13 protein-coding genes, 1 tRNA gene and 1 other RNA gene are annotated in these 12,326 nt (G+C 70.8%); 5 read left to right on the forward strand and 10 right to left on the reverse strand.

Going from position 1 to position 12,326, the window contains the following annotated elements; translation table 11 throughout:
• Positions 1-16: 16 nt before the first annotated feature.
• The 5 genes from ACQPY4_RS41155 to ffs all read right to left on the reverse strand — a co-directional run bounded on the left by ACQPY4_RS41155 (position 17) and on the right by ffs (position 3,928).
• On the reverse strand, positions 17-577 hold the full coding sequence (locus ACQPY4_RS41155) for a DUF5063 domain-containing protein (protein ID WP_433330751.1): 561 nt from the start codon (positions 575-577) through the stop codon (positions 17-19).
• The gene (recR, locus tag ACQPY4_RS41160; protein ID WP_433330753.1) at positions 570-1,169 is read right to left on the reverse strand and encodes a recombination mediator RecR; all 600 of its coding nucleotides are present in this window, start codon (positions 1,167-1,169) and stop codon (positions 570-572) included. Before recR ends, ACQPY4_RS41155 begins: the two co-directional genes overlap by 8 nt.
• A gap of 45 nt (positions 1,170-1,214) precedes the next feature.
• Positions 1,215-1,586 (reverse strand): YbaB/EbfC family nucleoid-associated protein, encoded by a 372-nt coding sequence (locus ACQPY4_RS41165; protein WP_433330755.1) that lies wholly within the window; start codon positions 1,584-1,586, stop codon positions 1,215-1,217.
• Between the two features lie 130 nt (positions 1,587-1,716).
• On the reverse strand, positions 1,717-3,786 hold the full coding sequence (locus tag ACQPY4_RS41170; RefSeq protein ID WP_433330757.1) for a DNA polymerase III subunit gamma and tau: 2,070 nt from the start codon (positions 3,784-3,786) through the stop codon (positions 1,717-1,719).
• 46 nt (positions 3,787-3,832) lie between these two features.
• Positions 3,833-3,928: signal recognition particle sRNA small type (gene ffs / locus ACQPY4_RS41175), an RNA gene on the reverse strand.
• Positions 3,929-3,988: 60 nt separating this feature from the next.
• On the opposite strand from ffs, the gene ACQPY4_RS41180 reads away from it, so the two are divergent.
• Together ACQPY4_RS41180 and ACQPY4_RS41185 are read left to right on the forward strand one after the other, a co-directional pair.
• Complete coding sequence (locus ACQPY4_RS41180; RefSeq protein ID WP_433330759.1) at positions 3,989-4,333, forward strand: DUF952 domain-containing protein; 345 nt, start codon at positions 3,989-3,991, stop codon at positions 4,331-4,333.
• A gap of 10 nt (positions 4,334-4,343) precedes the next feature.
• Positions 4,344-4,428 (forward strand) — tRNA-Ser (locus ACQPY4_RS41185).
• Positions 4,429-4,484: 56 nt separating this feature from the next.
• On the opposite strand, the gene ACQPY4_RS41190 is transcribed toward ACQPY4_RS41185, so the two are convergent.
• Together ACQPY4_RS41190 and ACQPY4_RS41195 are read right to left on the reverse strand one after the other, a co-directional pair.
• Positions 4,485-5,132, reverse strand: coding sequence for a response regulator (locus ACQPY4_RS41190; protein WP_433330761.1), 648 nt, complete (start codon positions 5,130-5,132; stop codon positions 4,485-4,487).
• Positions 5,129-6,325 (reverse strand): sensor histidine kinase, encoded by a 1,197-nt coding sequence (locus ACQPY4_RS41195; RefSeq protein WP_433330763.1) that lies wholly within the window; start codon positions 6,323-6,325, stop codon positions 5,129-5,131. Before ACQPY4_RS41195 ends, ACQPY4_RS41190 begins: the two co-directional genes overlap by 4 nt.
• A gap of 301 nt (positions 6,326-6,626) precedes the next feature.
• Here ACQPY4_RS41195 and ACQPY4_RS41200 point away from each other — a divergent pair, with 301 nt between their 5' ends.
• Positions 6,627-8,915: a hypothetical protein gene (locus ACQPY4_RS41200; RefSeq protein WP_433330765.1), complete on the forward strand. Its 2,289-nt coding sequence runs from the start codon at positions 6,627-6,629 to the stop codon at positions 8,913-8,915.
• Between the two features lie 64 nt (positions 8,916-8,979).
• On the opposite strand, the gene ACQPY4_RS41205 is transcribed toward ACQPY4_RS41200, so the two are convergent.
• Positions 8,980-9,429, reverse strand: coding sequence for a MarR family winged helix-turn-helix transcriptional regulator (locus ACQPY4_RS41205; protein ID WP_433330767.1), 450 nt, complete (start codon positions 9,427-9,429; stop codon positions 8,980-8,982).
• Between the two features lie 87 nt (positions 9,430-9,516).
• On the opposite strand from ACQPY4_RS41205, the gene ACQPY4_RS41210 reads away from it, so the two are divergent.
• On the forward strand, positions 9,517-9,828 hold the full coding sequence (locus ACQPY4_RS41210) for a DUF1330 domain-containing protein (protein WP_433330769.1): 312 nt from the start codon (positions 9,517-9,519) through the stop codon (positions 9,826-9,828).
• Between the two features lie 42 nt (positions 9,829-9,870).
• On the opposite strand, the gene ACQPY4_RS41215 is transcribed toward ACQPY4_RS41210, so the two are convergent.
• Both ACQPY4_RS41215 and ACQPY4_RS41220 read right to left on the reverse strand, forming a co-directional pair.
• Complete coding sequence (locus ACQPY4_RS41215) at positions 9,871-10,656, reverse strand: hypothetical protein (RefSeq protein WP_433330771.1); 786 nt, start codon at positions 10,654-10,656, stop codon at positions 9,871-9,873.
• Positions 10,657-10,806: 150 nt separating this feature from the next.
• A complete protein-coding gene (locus ACQPY4_RS41220; RefSeq protein WP_433330773.1) occupies positions 10,807-11,157 on the reverse strand; it encodes a DoxX family protein in 351 nt (116 codons plus the stop codon).
• Positions 11,158-11,217: 60 nt separating this feature from the next.
• On the opposite strand from ACQPY4_RS41220, the gene ACQPY4_RS41225 reads away from it, so the two are divergent.
• Positions 11,218-12,099, forward strand: coding sequence for a LysR family transcriptional regulator (locus ACQPY4_RS41225; protein WP_433330775.1), 882 nt, complete (start codon positions 11,218-11,220; stop codon positions 12,097-12,099).
• Positions 12,100-12,326: the final 227 nt, after the last annotated feature.

A 12,326-nucleotide genomic window follows, 5' to 3' on the forward strand; every position in this document is an offset into this window, starting at 1 on the left:
GGTGGTGCGCGCCGCGTTACTGGACGGCGGCGGCCTCTTCGGCGATTTCGTCCGCTACGTCCAGGCGGGCGCCCGCGATGACGGCGTGGAGGGCGCGCAGGGACGCGCCGGCGTGGTTGCCCCAGTGGTTGAAGTAGGAGTACTGCCACCACCAGAGGGCTTCCAGGGGACGGTCCTGCTCGTAGTGGCGCAGGCCGTGGACGAGGTCGCTGGCCACGTCGACCAGGTCGTCGGAGAGACGGTACGAGGTCGGTTCGGTGTCCTTGTAGGGGTCGAAGACCTCGACGTACTCGTCCACCGCGACCAGGCGTTCGGAGAGACCCTGGCGGATGGCGTCGAGGTCGGGGTCCTCGCCGACCTCGGGCTCCCAGTTGTCGGGCAGGATCACGTCGGCGCTGGCGCCCAGCTGGGCGCCGGCCAGGATGACCTGCGAGACCTCCAGGAGCAGCAGCGGGACCGTGTGGGCGCCGGCCTCGCCTCGCGAGACGGCCTCCAGCCCGCTGAGGTAGTTCTCCACATGGCAGGCGACGCGCTCGGCGAGCGCGTTCCAGTCCTGCGGGCTGTTGGAGTCAGACATCGAGCAGCCTCCGTCCTTCGAATGCGCGGCCCAGCGTCACCTCGTCGGCGTATTCGAGGTCACCACCCACCGGAAGGCCGCTGGCCAGTCGGGTGACGGTCAGGCCCATCGGCTTCACCAGACGGGCGAGATAGGTCGCGGTGGCCTCGCCCTCCAGATTGGGGTCCGTGGCGAGGATCAGTTCGGTCACCGTGCCGTCCGCGAGCCGTTGCATCAGCTCGCGTATCCGCAGGTCTTCGGGGCCGACACCCTCGATGGGGCTGATCGCCCCGCCGAGCACGTGGTAGCGGCCGCGGAACTCCCGGGTCTTCTCGATCGCGACGACGTCCTTGGACTCCTCGACCACGCAGATCACCTGCGGGTCGCGGCGCGGGTCGCGGCAGATCCGGCATTCTTCCTCTTCGGCGACGTTCCCGCAGGTCCGGCAGAAGCGAACCTTGTCCTTGACCTCCTTGAGCGCCTTGGTGAGACGCTCGACGTCGGCGGGATCGGCGGCCAGGAGGTGGAAGGCGATCCGCTGCGCGCTCTTGGGGCCGACGCCGGGCAGCCTGCCCAGCTCGTCGATGAGGTTCTGAACGACCCCTTCGTACAACGGTTCTTTCCTTCCGCGGTCGGACGGCCCGGATCGGGCCGGTGGTCAGGCTCCGGGCATCCCCGGCATGCCGGGCAGGCCCGGGATGCCGCCGCCGCCGAGTCCCTCGGCGAGCGGGCCCATCTTGGTCTGCTGGAGTTCCTGGACGGCGCGTCCCGCGTCGCGGATGGCGGCCAGGACCAGGTCGGCCAGTGTCTCGGCGGTGTCGGCCGGGTCGGACGCGTCGATGGCCTTGGGGTCGATCGTCAGACCCGTCACCTCGCCCTGACCGTTGACCTTGGCGGTGACGAGACCGCCGCCCGCGGTGCCCTCGACCTCGGTGTCCGCGAGCTCCTGCTGCGCGGCGAAGAGCTCCTGCTGCATGCGCTGCGCCTGCTGAAGCAGCTCCTGGATGTTCAGCTGACCACCGGGTTCCACGGTGTTCTCCGTTTCCTTCCGCCCCGCGAGCGAGGCATGGTCCTCGGCGACCCGCCGACCACCGGACGTCTGTCTTTCCCGAGACTACGGGTTCCTGACGCGATCCGGTACGTACCTCCGTCCGACCCGCTCAGGTGTTGTCGATCTCTCGGATGATCTGTCCGCCGAGCTCGCGCTGGATGAGCGCCATCCCGCTGGCCTCGGCCTCGGTGCCGTCCGCGTCGGCGTCGCCGAGCGGGTCGACCTCGTCGCCCTCGTCCACCGGCATGGGTTCGGGGGGCGGCGGAGGCTCGTCCGGCGGCGGGGGCCCGGGGTCGCGTTGCGGCGGCGCTTGCGTGGGTGTCGGGGCGGGCGCGCGGGGCGGTTCGGGTGGCGCGGACGGTCGCGGCCCCTGGCTCGGACGCGGCGCGCCCGTCGTCGCGGCACCGGAGAACGGCGCGGACCCGCGTCCGCCTCCCGGGGGAGCGGCGCCGCCGACGACGGTCTCGATCCGCCAGTCGACGCCCATGCGTTCCTTGAGGACGTCGCGGAGCACCGCGTCGCGTCCCCCGTTGGCGAAGTTCGTGCGCTTCCCCTCGGCGTCGAAGGCGAGGGTGAGCTGGTTGCGTTCGAGCCCGACCGGCTGGACGCCCGACATGATCACCATCCAGGCGACCCGGCTCTTCTGCTTGACGGCCTCGACGATGTCCGGCCAGAGCCGCTGGATGGTCGCGATGTCGGGCCCGCCGCCCCCGGCCGCTGCGGTGACGTCCGGGGAAACCTCAGGCTCCTCCGAAACCGGCGCGGCGGCAGGCGGCGCCTCCGCCGCAGGCGGAGCAGCGGCCGGCGCCTCTACGGGAGACGCTTCCGCCGCGGGCGCAGGACGGCCAGGCGGCGTCTCGACAGACCGAGCCGGAGGGGCGCTGGCCGCAGGCGCGGGACGAGCCGGAGGCGCTTCCGCCGCGGGCGCGGGACGAGCGGGCGGCGCCTCCGCGGGGCGGACGGGAGCCGGTGCCGCTTGGAAGGCGGGCGCGGGCCCGGCCCCCGACGCGAAACCGCCCTGGGACGCCTGCCGTTCGAGCCGGTCGAGGCGGGCGAACATCGACGCCTCGTCGTCGTAAGCCGACGGGAGCAGGATGCGCGCGCAGATCAGCTCCAGGAGAAGACGGGGCGAGGTCGCGCCGCGCATCTCGGTCAGCCCGGTGTGCATCAGGTCGGCCGCGCGGGTCAGCTCGCCCGCGCCCATGGAGGACGCCTGGCGCCGCATGTGCTCCAGCTCGTCCGACGGGACGTTGAGCAGGCCCGTCCCCCCGGCCTCGGGGACGTTGGAGAGGATCACCAGGTCGCGGAGCCGTTCCAGCAGGTCGGCGGCGAAGCGGCGCGGATCTTGCCCGCTCTCGATGACGCGGTCGACGGCGGCGAACACGGCGGCGCCGTCACGGGCGGCGAAGGCGCCGACGACCTCGTCCAGCAGGGCGGAGTCGGTGTACCCGAGGAGCGAGACCGCGCGCGCGTAGGTGATGCCCTTCTCGTCCGATCCGGCCAGGAGCTGGTCAAGGATCGACAGAGTGTCCCGCGCGGAACCCGCCCCGGCCCTCACGGCCAAGGGAAGTGCGTTCTCCTCATACGGGACGTTCTCCGCTTGGAGGATCTCCACCACGAGGTCCTGCAGAACACCGGGCGGGATCAGCCGGAAGGGGTAGTGGTGCGTCCGGGACCGGATCGTCCCGATGACCTTCTCGGGCTCGGTCGTGGCGAACACGAACTTCAGGTGCGGCGGGGGCTCCTCGACGAGCTTCAGCAACGCGTTGAAGCCCTCGCGGGTGACCATGTGCGCCTCGTCGATGATGTACACCTTGAAGCGCGCGGACACCGGCGCGAAGAACGCGCGTTCACGCAGGTCACGAGCGTCGTCCACGCCACCATGGGACGCCGCGTCGATCTCGATGACGTCGATGTGCCCGTTGCCGGAGGGACCGAGCGCCACGCACGAGTCACACTCACCGCACGGGTCAGGAGTCGGGCCCTTCTCACAATTGAGAGATCGGGCAAGAATTCGGGCACTGGAGGTCTTGCCGCACCCGCGCGGGCCGCTGAACAGGTACGCGTGGTTGATCCGCCCGTTGCGCAGCGCCTGTTGCAGCGGCTCGGCAACGTGCTCCTGGCCCTTGAGCTCCGCGAACGTCGCTGGCCGGTACTTGCGGTACAGAGCCAGACTCATGGGGGTCCGCCCTCCCTCGAGAAGCAGAGCGTCAGTCGCCGTAAATCAAAGGGACCCCCCGCGCACCCGCCAGAGCCTGCTTATCCTTGCTGCCTTCCGGCCCTGGGGAGGTTCACAGGGTGACGCCGCGCGGGGAGTCTGCTCCGAGTCTAGGGCATCTCGGGTGCCGGATCGGCCCGCTCTCCACGTAGGCTCCGGCGACATGTCCGACTCCCTCCCGGAGACCCTCCTGCACATCGCCGAACGCCGCCATTGGGAATCCGCCTGCGCCGCCGGTGTGTCGTACGCCATGTCGACCCTTGGCCGGACCCTGGACGACGTGGGCTTCATCCACTGCTCGTCCGACCTCGACCAGGTCGAGGGCGTCCTGACCCGCTTCTACGGCACCGTCGACCGCCGCGACCTCGTCCTGCTGTCCATCGACGTCGCCCGCCTGGACGCCCCGGTCCGCCTGGAACCCGCCCACGGCCGCCTCTTCCCCCACATCTACGGCCCGATCCCCATCACCGCCGTTTTCGATGTTCGCCCACTGCCCGAGACCCGGTAAGCTCTCCTGCGGAGGATTCGCCTAGTGGCCTAGGGCGCACGCTTGGAAAGCGTGTTGGGTTCACGCCCTCACGAGTTCGAATCTCGTATCCTCCGCTCGCTGAGCAGATGGCAGGGCCCGGTATCCGATGGATATCGGGTCCTGGTGCTTTTCAGGGGTGGTCGGCGTCGTGGGCGAGGATGGCGGCCTGGACGCGGTTGGTGAGGCCGAGCTTGGTCAGGGCGCGGCTGACGTGGGCCTTGACGGTGGCTTCGCTCATGGTGAGTTCGCGGCCGATCTCGCCGTTGGACAGGCCCCGGACGACGCCGCGGACGACCTCGCGTTCGCGGTCGGTCAGGGCGGCCAGGCGCCGGCGGGACGCGGCGGCGCGGGAGGCGCCGTTCCCGGCGAAATGCTCGATCAGCCTGCGGGTGACGGTGGGGGCGAGCATGGCGTGACCGGCGCTGACCAGGTGGACGGCGGCGGTGAGGTCGCGAGGCGGGGTGTCCTTGAGGAGGAATCCCACGGCGCCGGCGCGGAGGGCCTGGTGGACGTATTCGTCCAGGTCGAAGGTGGTCAGCATGATCACCTTTGGGGCGGGCGGGGCGGCGGCGATGCGTTCGGCGGCGGTCAGGCCGTCCATGCCGGGCATGCGGACGTCCATCAGGACGACGTCGGGGCGGCATCGCGCGGCCGTTGAGACGGCCTCGGCGCCGTTGGATGCCTCGGCGATCACGCTGATGCCGCCGTCGGCCTCGAGGATGCGACGCAGGCCCGAGCGGACCAGGCGTTCGTCGTCGGCGATCAGCACGCGGATCATGCGGGCTCCTCGGCGGTGGGGATGCGGGCGTGGACGGTGAAGCCGCCGTCCGGGCCGGGGCCGGCGTCCAGGCGTCCGCCGAGCATTTCCAGGCGTTCGCGCAGGCCGATGAGGCCGTGGCCTGCACCGGGCCATGGTTCGGCCGGGGCGCGGGAGGGCGCGTTGCTGACCGTCACTCGCAGGTGGTCGTGTTGGTAGCGCACGACTACCTCCGTGGGGGCTTTGGTTGTGTGTTTGTGGATGTTCGTCAGCGCCTCCTGGACGACGCGGTAGGCGGCGCGTTCGGCGTGGGCGGGCAGTGGACGGGCCGTGCCCTCGTCATGGCGGTGGACGGGCAGGCCGGTGGAGCGGGACTGGTCGAGCAGCCGATCGAGGTCGGCGAGGCCGGGGAGGGGTGCTCGCGGGTCGGAGGGCGGTGAGCGGAGGACGCCCAGGACGTCGCGGAGGTTGGTGAGGGCCTCGCGTCCCGTGGCGCGGATCAGCTCGGCCGTGTGCCGCGCGTCCGGGTCGGAGGTGCCGACTTCGAGGGCTCCGGCATGCAGGACGATCAAGGAGACCTTGTGCGCGACCACGTCGTGCATCTCGCGGGCGATACGGGTGCGTTCGGCCGCGCGCGCTTGCTCGGTGCGGGCGGCGTGGTCGCGTTCCAGTTGGGCGGCGCGCTCGGCCAGTCCGGCCAGGACCTGGCGGCGCGCTCTTATCCACAGGCCCACGACGAGTGGGAGGACGACCAGGAACAGGACGGCGAAGATCCCGTCCAGGGGCGAAACCGGGTCGGCGGGGCTGAGCGCGAACCCCAGGTCGCAGGCGTCGTAGAGGGACGGCAGCCCCAGCAACGCGAGGGTCGAGAGGCAGGCGAACACGGCCAGGCGGGTTTCGCGGCGCATTGTTGTGGCCGCGTAGTACGACGCGACGATGAAGGCCGGCCACCAGGAGAACAGGAACGACGCCGGGACGAGTGTGGCGAGCAGCGGCCACAGGCGGTGCCTGGCCGTGGCCGCCGCGAGTCCGGTTCCGGTGGAGAACAGAGCGATCGTCAGGTTCTCGGGCAGGCCGTGGTGCGCGTCGTGGTAGTCGAGCAGCGTGAAGGCCGCCAGCGCCAGACCCAGTGCCCAGGGGACGGCGCGGTCGGCCAGCCGGGCCGCGGTCGCCGGCGTCCGATCCTGCGACGACAGCGTCCGCGAATGGCTCACAGCGCGGAGCGTAGCCAGGCGGGGCGTCCGGGCGGATCCGCCGATCGTCGCGGCTCGTCGGTACCTGAGGAGGAGCGCGCGGTCGACGACCGGCCGATGTGCGTGCGGCGGGTGGTCGCTGAGTGTTGGGGCGAATCTCATCGACCGGCCGGGAGGCGACGTGGGGATCTTGAGGACGCGCACGCGGCGGGTCGCGGGGGCGGCGACCGCGGTTCTGTTGCCTGTATCCGGCCTCGCGGTCGCGAGCGCGCATACGGGGAGCGCGCTTGACGTTGAGGGAGAGTCGCCGGAGCGGACCAACATGCGCCGGGTCGCCGACAAGAGGGCGTCCGGCGGCTCCTACCTCGCGGTCGACACGGCAAAGGACGAACGGTGGTTCGCAACGTATGGGGTCCGCACCCGGGACGCGGGAACCTACCGGCTGGACGCGGTGTTCACGCCACCCGTGACGCCGGATCGCACCCCCGTCGGCGGTTCGTACTTCAGCGTCTCGGTGAACGGCGACCGGTTCGTCCAGGTCGCGCGGTCGGAACCGTATTGGGCGACTGCCCCTGGGGCGTGGGGCGCGCTGGTGCGTATGCGGCTGGACGACGTCGAACTGCGACGGGGGACGAACTCGATCACGTTCAGGGTCGACGGTCCCCGGCTCGGCAAGGGACCCGCTCGGTACAGCTTCGCCCTGGACAGGTTCGCGCTGCTTCCGACCGGGCCGGCGGTGGCGGGCGTCCACGTCGCGGCGTCCAGGCTCGACACCTACCGGGGCGGGGAGCCCGCGCGGTTGCGGTTCCGGCTCAACGGCCGGGCGCGCGGGGTGGAGCAGGTGCGGTACGCGGTCACCGACTATTTCTCGCGGCGGGTCGCGTCCGGCACGGTGGGGGTGGGTCGGGGCGCGTCGGTCGCGGCGATCCCGCTTCCGCGCCTCGGGGCGGGGCACTATCGGGTGGAGGCGTCGCTCGTTTCGTCCCCCGCCACGAAGGTCGTGGGGCACTTCGCGCGGTTGCCGGACCGCAGGCCCGTGGCCACCCGGTTCGGCGTGCACACGTCGTCCGCGTCGCTGGTGCCGCCCGCGCGGCTGGCGGCGCTCGCCCGGGCGCTGGAGGGGATGGGCGCGGGCCACGTCCGCGACGAGATCGACTGGCCGACGGTCGAGCCCCGCCGGGGGACGTTCCAGACCCTCTGGATGGACGGGGCCACCCGGGAGTTCGGGCGCCGCGGCATCCGGACGCTCGGCGTGGTGACCGACACCCCGGCCTGGGCCAAGACCCGAGAGTCCGCCCCGTTCCCGGCGGATCTTCGGGACGCGTACCGGTTCACGAAACGGCTCGCCGCGGGCCCGCATGCCGCCCTGGAGCTCTGGAACGAGCCCGAACAGGAGTTCAACTGCTGTACGACCGGCGACCAGGTCGGCGCGTACGTCAAGGCGGCGGCGCTGGGCGTGCGTGACCAGCCGCGCCCCGTACCGGTGGCGCTTCCGGGGATCTTCACCGCGGGAGCCGTGCAGGACTTGAAGTTGCGTAGCGGCGTCGCCCCGTATGCCGACATCTGGAGTTTCCACAGCTATCCGGAGGTGGATCCGGTCTGGGGCGGGCTGACGCCGTTCCCGCGCCATACGGACGTGCAGAAACGGCTCGCGCGCCGGTACGGCCCGCGATTGTCGCTGTGGGCGACCGAGGCGGGGATCTTCATGCCGCCCTGGTCACCCCGGGAGGACCTGACCCGTCCGCAGCAGGTCGACCAGGCCCGGTTCCTCGTCCAGGAGGCCGTCCAGAAGCTCGCAGCGGGGGTGGACCGGCACTTCTGGTTCTCGGCGCCCCCGTATTGCGCAAGCGGTGTGGTCTGTTTCGGATTGTTCAGCCGCGACTTCCAGCCGTGGCCGTCCTACAGCGCGTACGCCGCGATGACGTCGCAGCTGGGCCGGGCGGACTTCGTCGGCAAGGCCCAGGGGATGCCGCGCGGGGTGCACGGCTACGTCTTCCGGGACGGGGAGCGGGCGATCACCGTGGTGTGGGCGGGACGGCCGTCCCGGGTGAAGGTGCCGGTTCGGGGAGGCGGCAAAACCGAGGTCTACGACGTCATGGGGGCCCGGACGGGTAAGGGCAGTGTGACGGCAGGCACCGTGGGAGTCACCGCTTCGCTTGACCCGCTCTACGTGGTGTCCGATGGGCACGGTCTGCGGGCCTCTGCTTCTGTGGCGAGCGTGCGCGCTGCCAGGCCGTCCACGGCGGCGCACATTGTGTTGAGCCAGCGGTACGCGCCCGCCAACGCGGCTCCCCGTAAGGACGCCGAACAGCCACCGCCATTCGGCTACCGGGTAGGCGCGTCCACGCGCATGTGGGTCGAGGTCTACAACTTCAACGGCTCCCAGCAGACCGTACGGCTCAGCGCCAGGACGTCCGGCCGGTGGTCCGCCAGACCGGTGGGACCGGCCACGGTCCGGGTGCCCGGCATGGGACGGGTCGTCGTGCCCTTCACGATCACTGCGGGCGACGGCGTCCGGCCGGGAACGGATCACTCCCTGATCTTCGAGGGGACGCTGGGCGGGCAAGGCGTCCCGCCCACCGCCGCACTGATCCAGCGAACGGCGCGGTAGCGCTGCGCAACGCCTCGCGGTCCCGGGTGGAGACCGGCGTCTGGGTCACCCGAACCAGGCGGACTCACCACTGGTTGGCGTCGCGGACCTTTCGAAGGATTCGCGTCATCGCGGCGACCTCGTCCGGGGTCAGGACGTCATGGAGGTGCCGCTGGCTTGAGGCCAGCCCCAGCGCCCCTCGCCTGCGCGCCTCGGCCAGGCCGTCCTCGGTCAGCGTGACCAGGATGGCGCGCCGGTCCTTGGGATGCGCGCCCCGGGTGACGAGTCCGCGTTCCTCGGCGGTGTCCAGGAGCCGGGTGGTGCGGGTGGTGCTCGTGGCGAGGGCCCGGGTGATGTCCACCGTGCGCAGCGCGTGGCCGGGGGTTCGCGCCAGCCGGAAGAGCAGGTCCGAGATGGACGCGTCGAGGTCTCCCCCGGGGCTGACCTCGGCGTCGATGCGCCGTGTGACGGCCAGATAGGCCTCGCGGAGCATGCCGTAGGCGTCCCAGCGCGGGTCGCCGAACAGGTCGTCCATGGTTACTCACTTGTGGGATAGTCCCGACCGGTAGTAAATTCGGGATTGTCCCGAACGGGACTATCCTGCCATGAGACGGAGTGCGCCATGACCGCCTACGCGCTGTTCGACAACGTCGAGGTCACCGACCCGAGCAAGCTGGCCGCCTACGCCGCCGAGGTGCGCCCGATCGTGGAGAAACACGGCGGCCGCTACCTCGTCGTCGGCGGCCAGATCGACGTGGCCGAGGGCGAGGCGACGCTGACCTACCCCGTCCTCATCGAGTTCCCCGACCTGGCCGCCGCGCACCGCTGGTACGACTCGCCCGAATACCAGCCGCTCAAGGCGCTGCGCCAGTCCGGCTCCAAGGCCAACGCGAGCTTCTTCGAGACCGCGCCCAGCGACCTCCTGGCCTCGTGAGCACGCGAAGGGGCGGGCGACGCGTCGGCGTCGCCCGTCCGCTCAGTAGATCTTCTTGAACTTGCAGTTCGGCGGGTTCTCGGGCGGCTGGACGTTCGGGTCGTCGGGGAGCGGAATGCCGCCGTCCTTGACGGTGTAGCCCTTCAGCCAGCGTCCGTCCGGGCCCGCGCTGGCCGGGCTGAAGGGCGCCGGACCGGTTCCCATCTGCTGGCACTGGGGATTGACGATCCCCCACGAGAATCCCATCCGGTCGTGTTTGTGGCCGAGAGGGGACTGGTAGAAGGTCAGCGTCCCGCGCTTCTGATTGGCGTCCACACCGTCCTGCCGAATTCCCGACACCACGGCGACCGGCCCACCGGCCATCACGTAATCCACCTTGATGCTGCCCCAATGGTCCTTGGACGGGCCGCCGGGCTTGTCGGGCGCGAAATGGTTGAAGCGAATGGTGCCCCGCGCGGCGCCCCACTCCATCTTGCCGTCCACGATCTTCCATGGACCGCCGTGCACATCGACGATGAACCGCCGGTACGGCGTCTCCGGGTCTCCCGGGAACTTCACCCAGGCATCGCCCGTGACGTGGGATTCCTTGGCCTTGCTCACCGGCTTGCTCACCGGCTTGCTCGTCCGGTCGTCGGAACCCGCCATCGCGGTTCCGGTGCCGACGGCCGCCGCCGCGATGGCGACGACACCCGCCCCGATCACGCCGCGGGTGAAGCGGCCTTTGCGTGCACGCCGTTCAAGTTCTGAATTGACGACCATTGTTCGCGATCCCCTCGGGTCTTTCTGGTGGGTTCTTCGATGCCTCCATTCTTGTTCGGGCGTGAACACTCGAACCTCCCCTGCAAGAGTGATCCCGCCGAATAACCGACGCTCCTCGTCCCCCACATGGGGGATGGCGGGGCATATATCCAAACACCAGAGGCGGCCTCGACGGCATGGCGATCACGCAACCCTGGGCTCGATCGCCGGTTCGCCGCGCTATTGCGCGACGGCCAAGGCCAGCGAGGTCACAGCGAGTGCGAAGAACCCTCCCGGGAAGGCGATGTTGTGGAAGACACGGGCGCGGATGTGGGTGATCAGGGCCCCGATGTAGAAGAGAGTGAGGCCGGCCGCGGCGGCGATGCCCACATATCGGGTGCCCAGGAGACCGGCGAGCAGTCCGAGGGCGCCGGCGGCTTTCAGGGCGGCCAGGTACCGGTGCCATGATTCCGGGACGCCCACCTCGGCGCTGTTGGCCAGGACGAACTTGGCTCGGGACAGATCGGCGATGACGATCACCGTGTTGGCCGCGATCGTGACGAGGGCTGCACAGACATAGGCAACGAACATGCCTCAAACCTCGATCAATGCGTGCTTGGCGTCCAATACCTGCTTCTATAACCTGTTGGAATGGATGTGGACACGCGTTTGCTGCGGTCGTTCGTCGCCGTGGCCGAGGAAGGAAGCCTCACCCGGGGGGCCGAACGCCTCTTCGTGTCGCAACCAGCGCTGACCAAGCAGATCAAGCAATTGGAGACGCGGCTCGGGGTACGACTGTTCACCCGGTCGCGGGCGGGCATGGCGCTGACCGAGGCGGGACGGGCCCTGGCTGAGCGGGCACCCCGCCTGCTGTCCGAATTCGACCAGCTGGTCCGCGAGACGAAGAGGGCCACCCGAGTGCTGCGGGTCGGTTTCCTGGCCAGCGGCGCAAACGAGGCGACACAGGACATCGTCGCCGCGTTCACCCGGCGTCGTCCCGGCTGGCGCGCCGAGATGCGGCAGGCTTCGTGGACGAACCCGACGGCCGGGCTCGCGACGGGGGACGTGGACGTCGCGCTCGTGCGGCTCCCGTTCCCCGGCCAGGACGCCCTCAGGGTGGAAGTTCTGCTGACGGAGCCCCGCTGGGTCGTGCTCCCGGTGACGCATCCGCTGGCCGAACGCGATCAGATCGCCTTCCGGGACCTTTGGGACGAGCCGTTCGTCGCCGCCCCGGCCGAATCGGGCCGTTGGCGCGACTACTGGATGGCCGCCGACGAGCGCGAGGGACACCCCGTCCGGGTCGGCGCGGTCGCCGAGCATCCCGACGACTGGCTGAGCGCGGTCGCCAACGGGTACGGCGTCGCCCTGGCACCCGCGTCGGCGGCCCGCTACTACGCGCGTCCAGGCGTGACGTACCGTCCGGTGACGGGCGTCAGTGCGAGCCAGGTCGGCGTCGCCTGGTCCCCCGGGGACGACGCCAACCCGATCGTCCAGGACTTCGTCCGCTGCTGCCTGGACGCCCGCACACCGTGAAGCCCCTTCCACCTGAGGGCTCACGAGTGGCCTACGCACCCCCGGACGATGGTGGCCCGCGCAATAGCGGCCCGAACGCTGGCCGTTCGGGCGGTAGCCGTCCGAGCAACCGCGGCCCGGGCGGTAGCGGCCCGGCACGATAGCAGCCCGAGCGACCGCGGCCCGGGCGACTGTGGCCCGGGCGGGGGCGGCCCGGCACAGTAGCGGCCCGAGCGATCGTGGCCGGG

The sequence above is a fragment of the Spirillospora sp. CA-294931 genome, from assembly GCF_050946795.1.
GTDB lineage: Bacteria > Actinomycetota > Actinomycetes > Streptosporangiales > Streptosporangiaceae > Spirillospora.

Bases quoted from the DNA above. Each gene is read 5' to 3' on its own strand.
- ACQPY4_RS41155 (WP_433330751.1), bottom strand. From the start codon at position 577: ATGTCTGACTCCAACAGCCCGCAGGACTGGAACGCGCTCGCCGAGCGC.
- ACQPY4_RS41170 (WP_433330757.1), bottom strand. From the start codon at position 3,786: ATGAGTCTGGCTCTGTACCGCAAGTACCGGCCAGCGACGTTCGCGGAG.
- ACQPY4_RS41180 (WP_433330759.1), top strand. From the start codon at position 3,989: ATGTCCGACTCCCTCCCGGAGACCCTCCTGCACATCGCCGAACGCCGC.
- ACQPY4_RS41190 (WP_433330761.1), bottom strand. From the start codon at position 5,132: ATGATCCGCGTGCTGATCGCCGACGACGAACGCCTGGTCCGCTCGGGC.
- ACQPY4_RS41200 (WP_433330765.1), top strand. From the start codon at position 6,627: ATGCGCCGGGTCGCCGACAAGAGGGCGTCCGGCGGCTCCTACCTCGCG.
- ACQPY4_RS41205 (WP_433330767.1), bottom strand. From the start codon at position 9,429: ATGGACGACCTGTTCGGCGACCCGCGCTGGGACGCCTACGGCATGCTC.
- ACQPY4_RS41210 (WP_433330769.1), top strand. From the start codon at position 9,517: ATGACCGCCTACGCGCTGTTCGACAACGTCGAGGTCACCGACCCGAGC.
- ACQPY4_RS41220 (WP_433330773.1), bottom strand. From the start codon at position 11,157: ATGTTCGTTGCCTATGTCTGTGCAGCCCTCGTCACGATCGCGGCCAAC.
- ACQPY4_RS41225 (WP_433330775.1), top strand. From the start codon at position 11,218: ATGGATGTGGACACGCGTTTGCTGCGGTCGTTCGTCGCCGTGGCCGAG.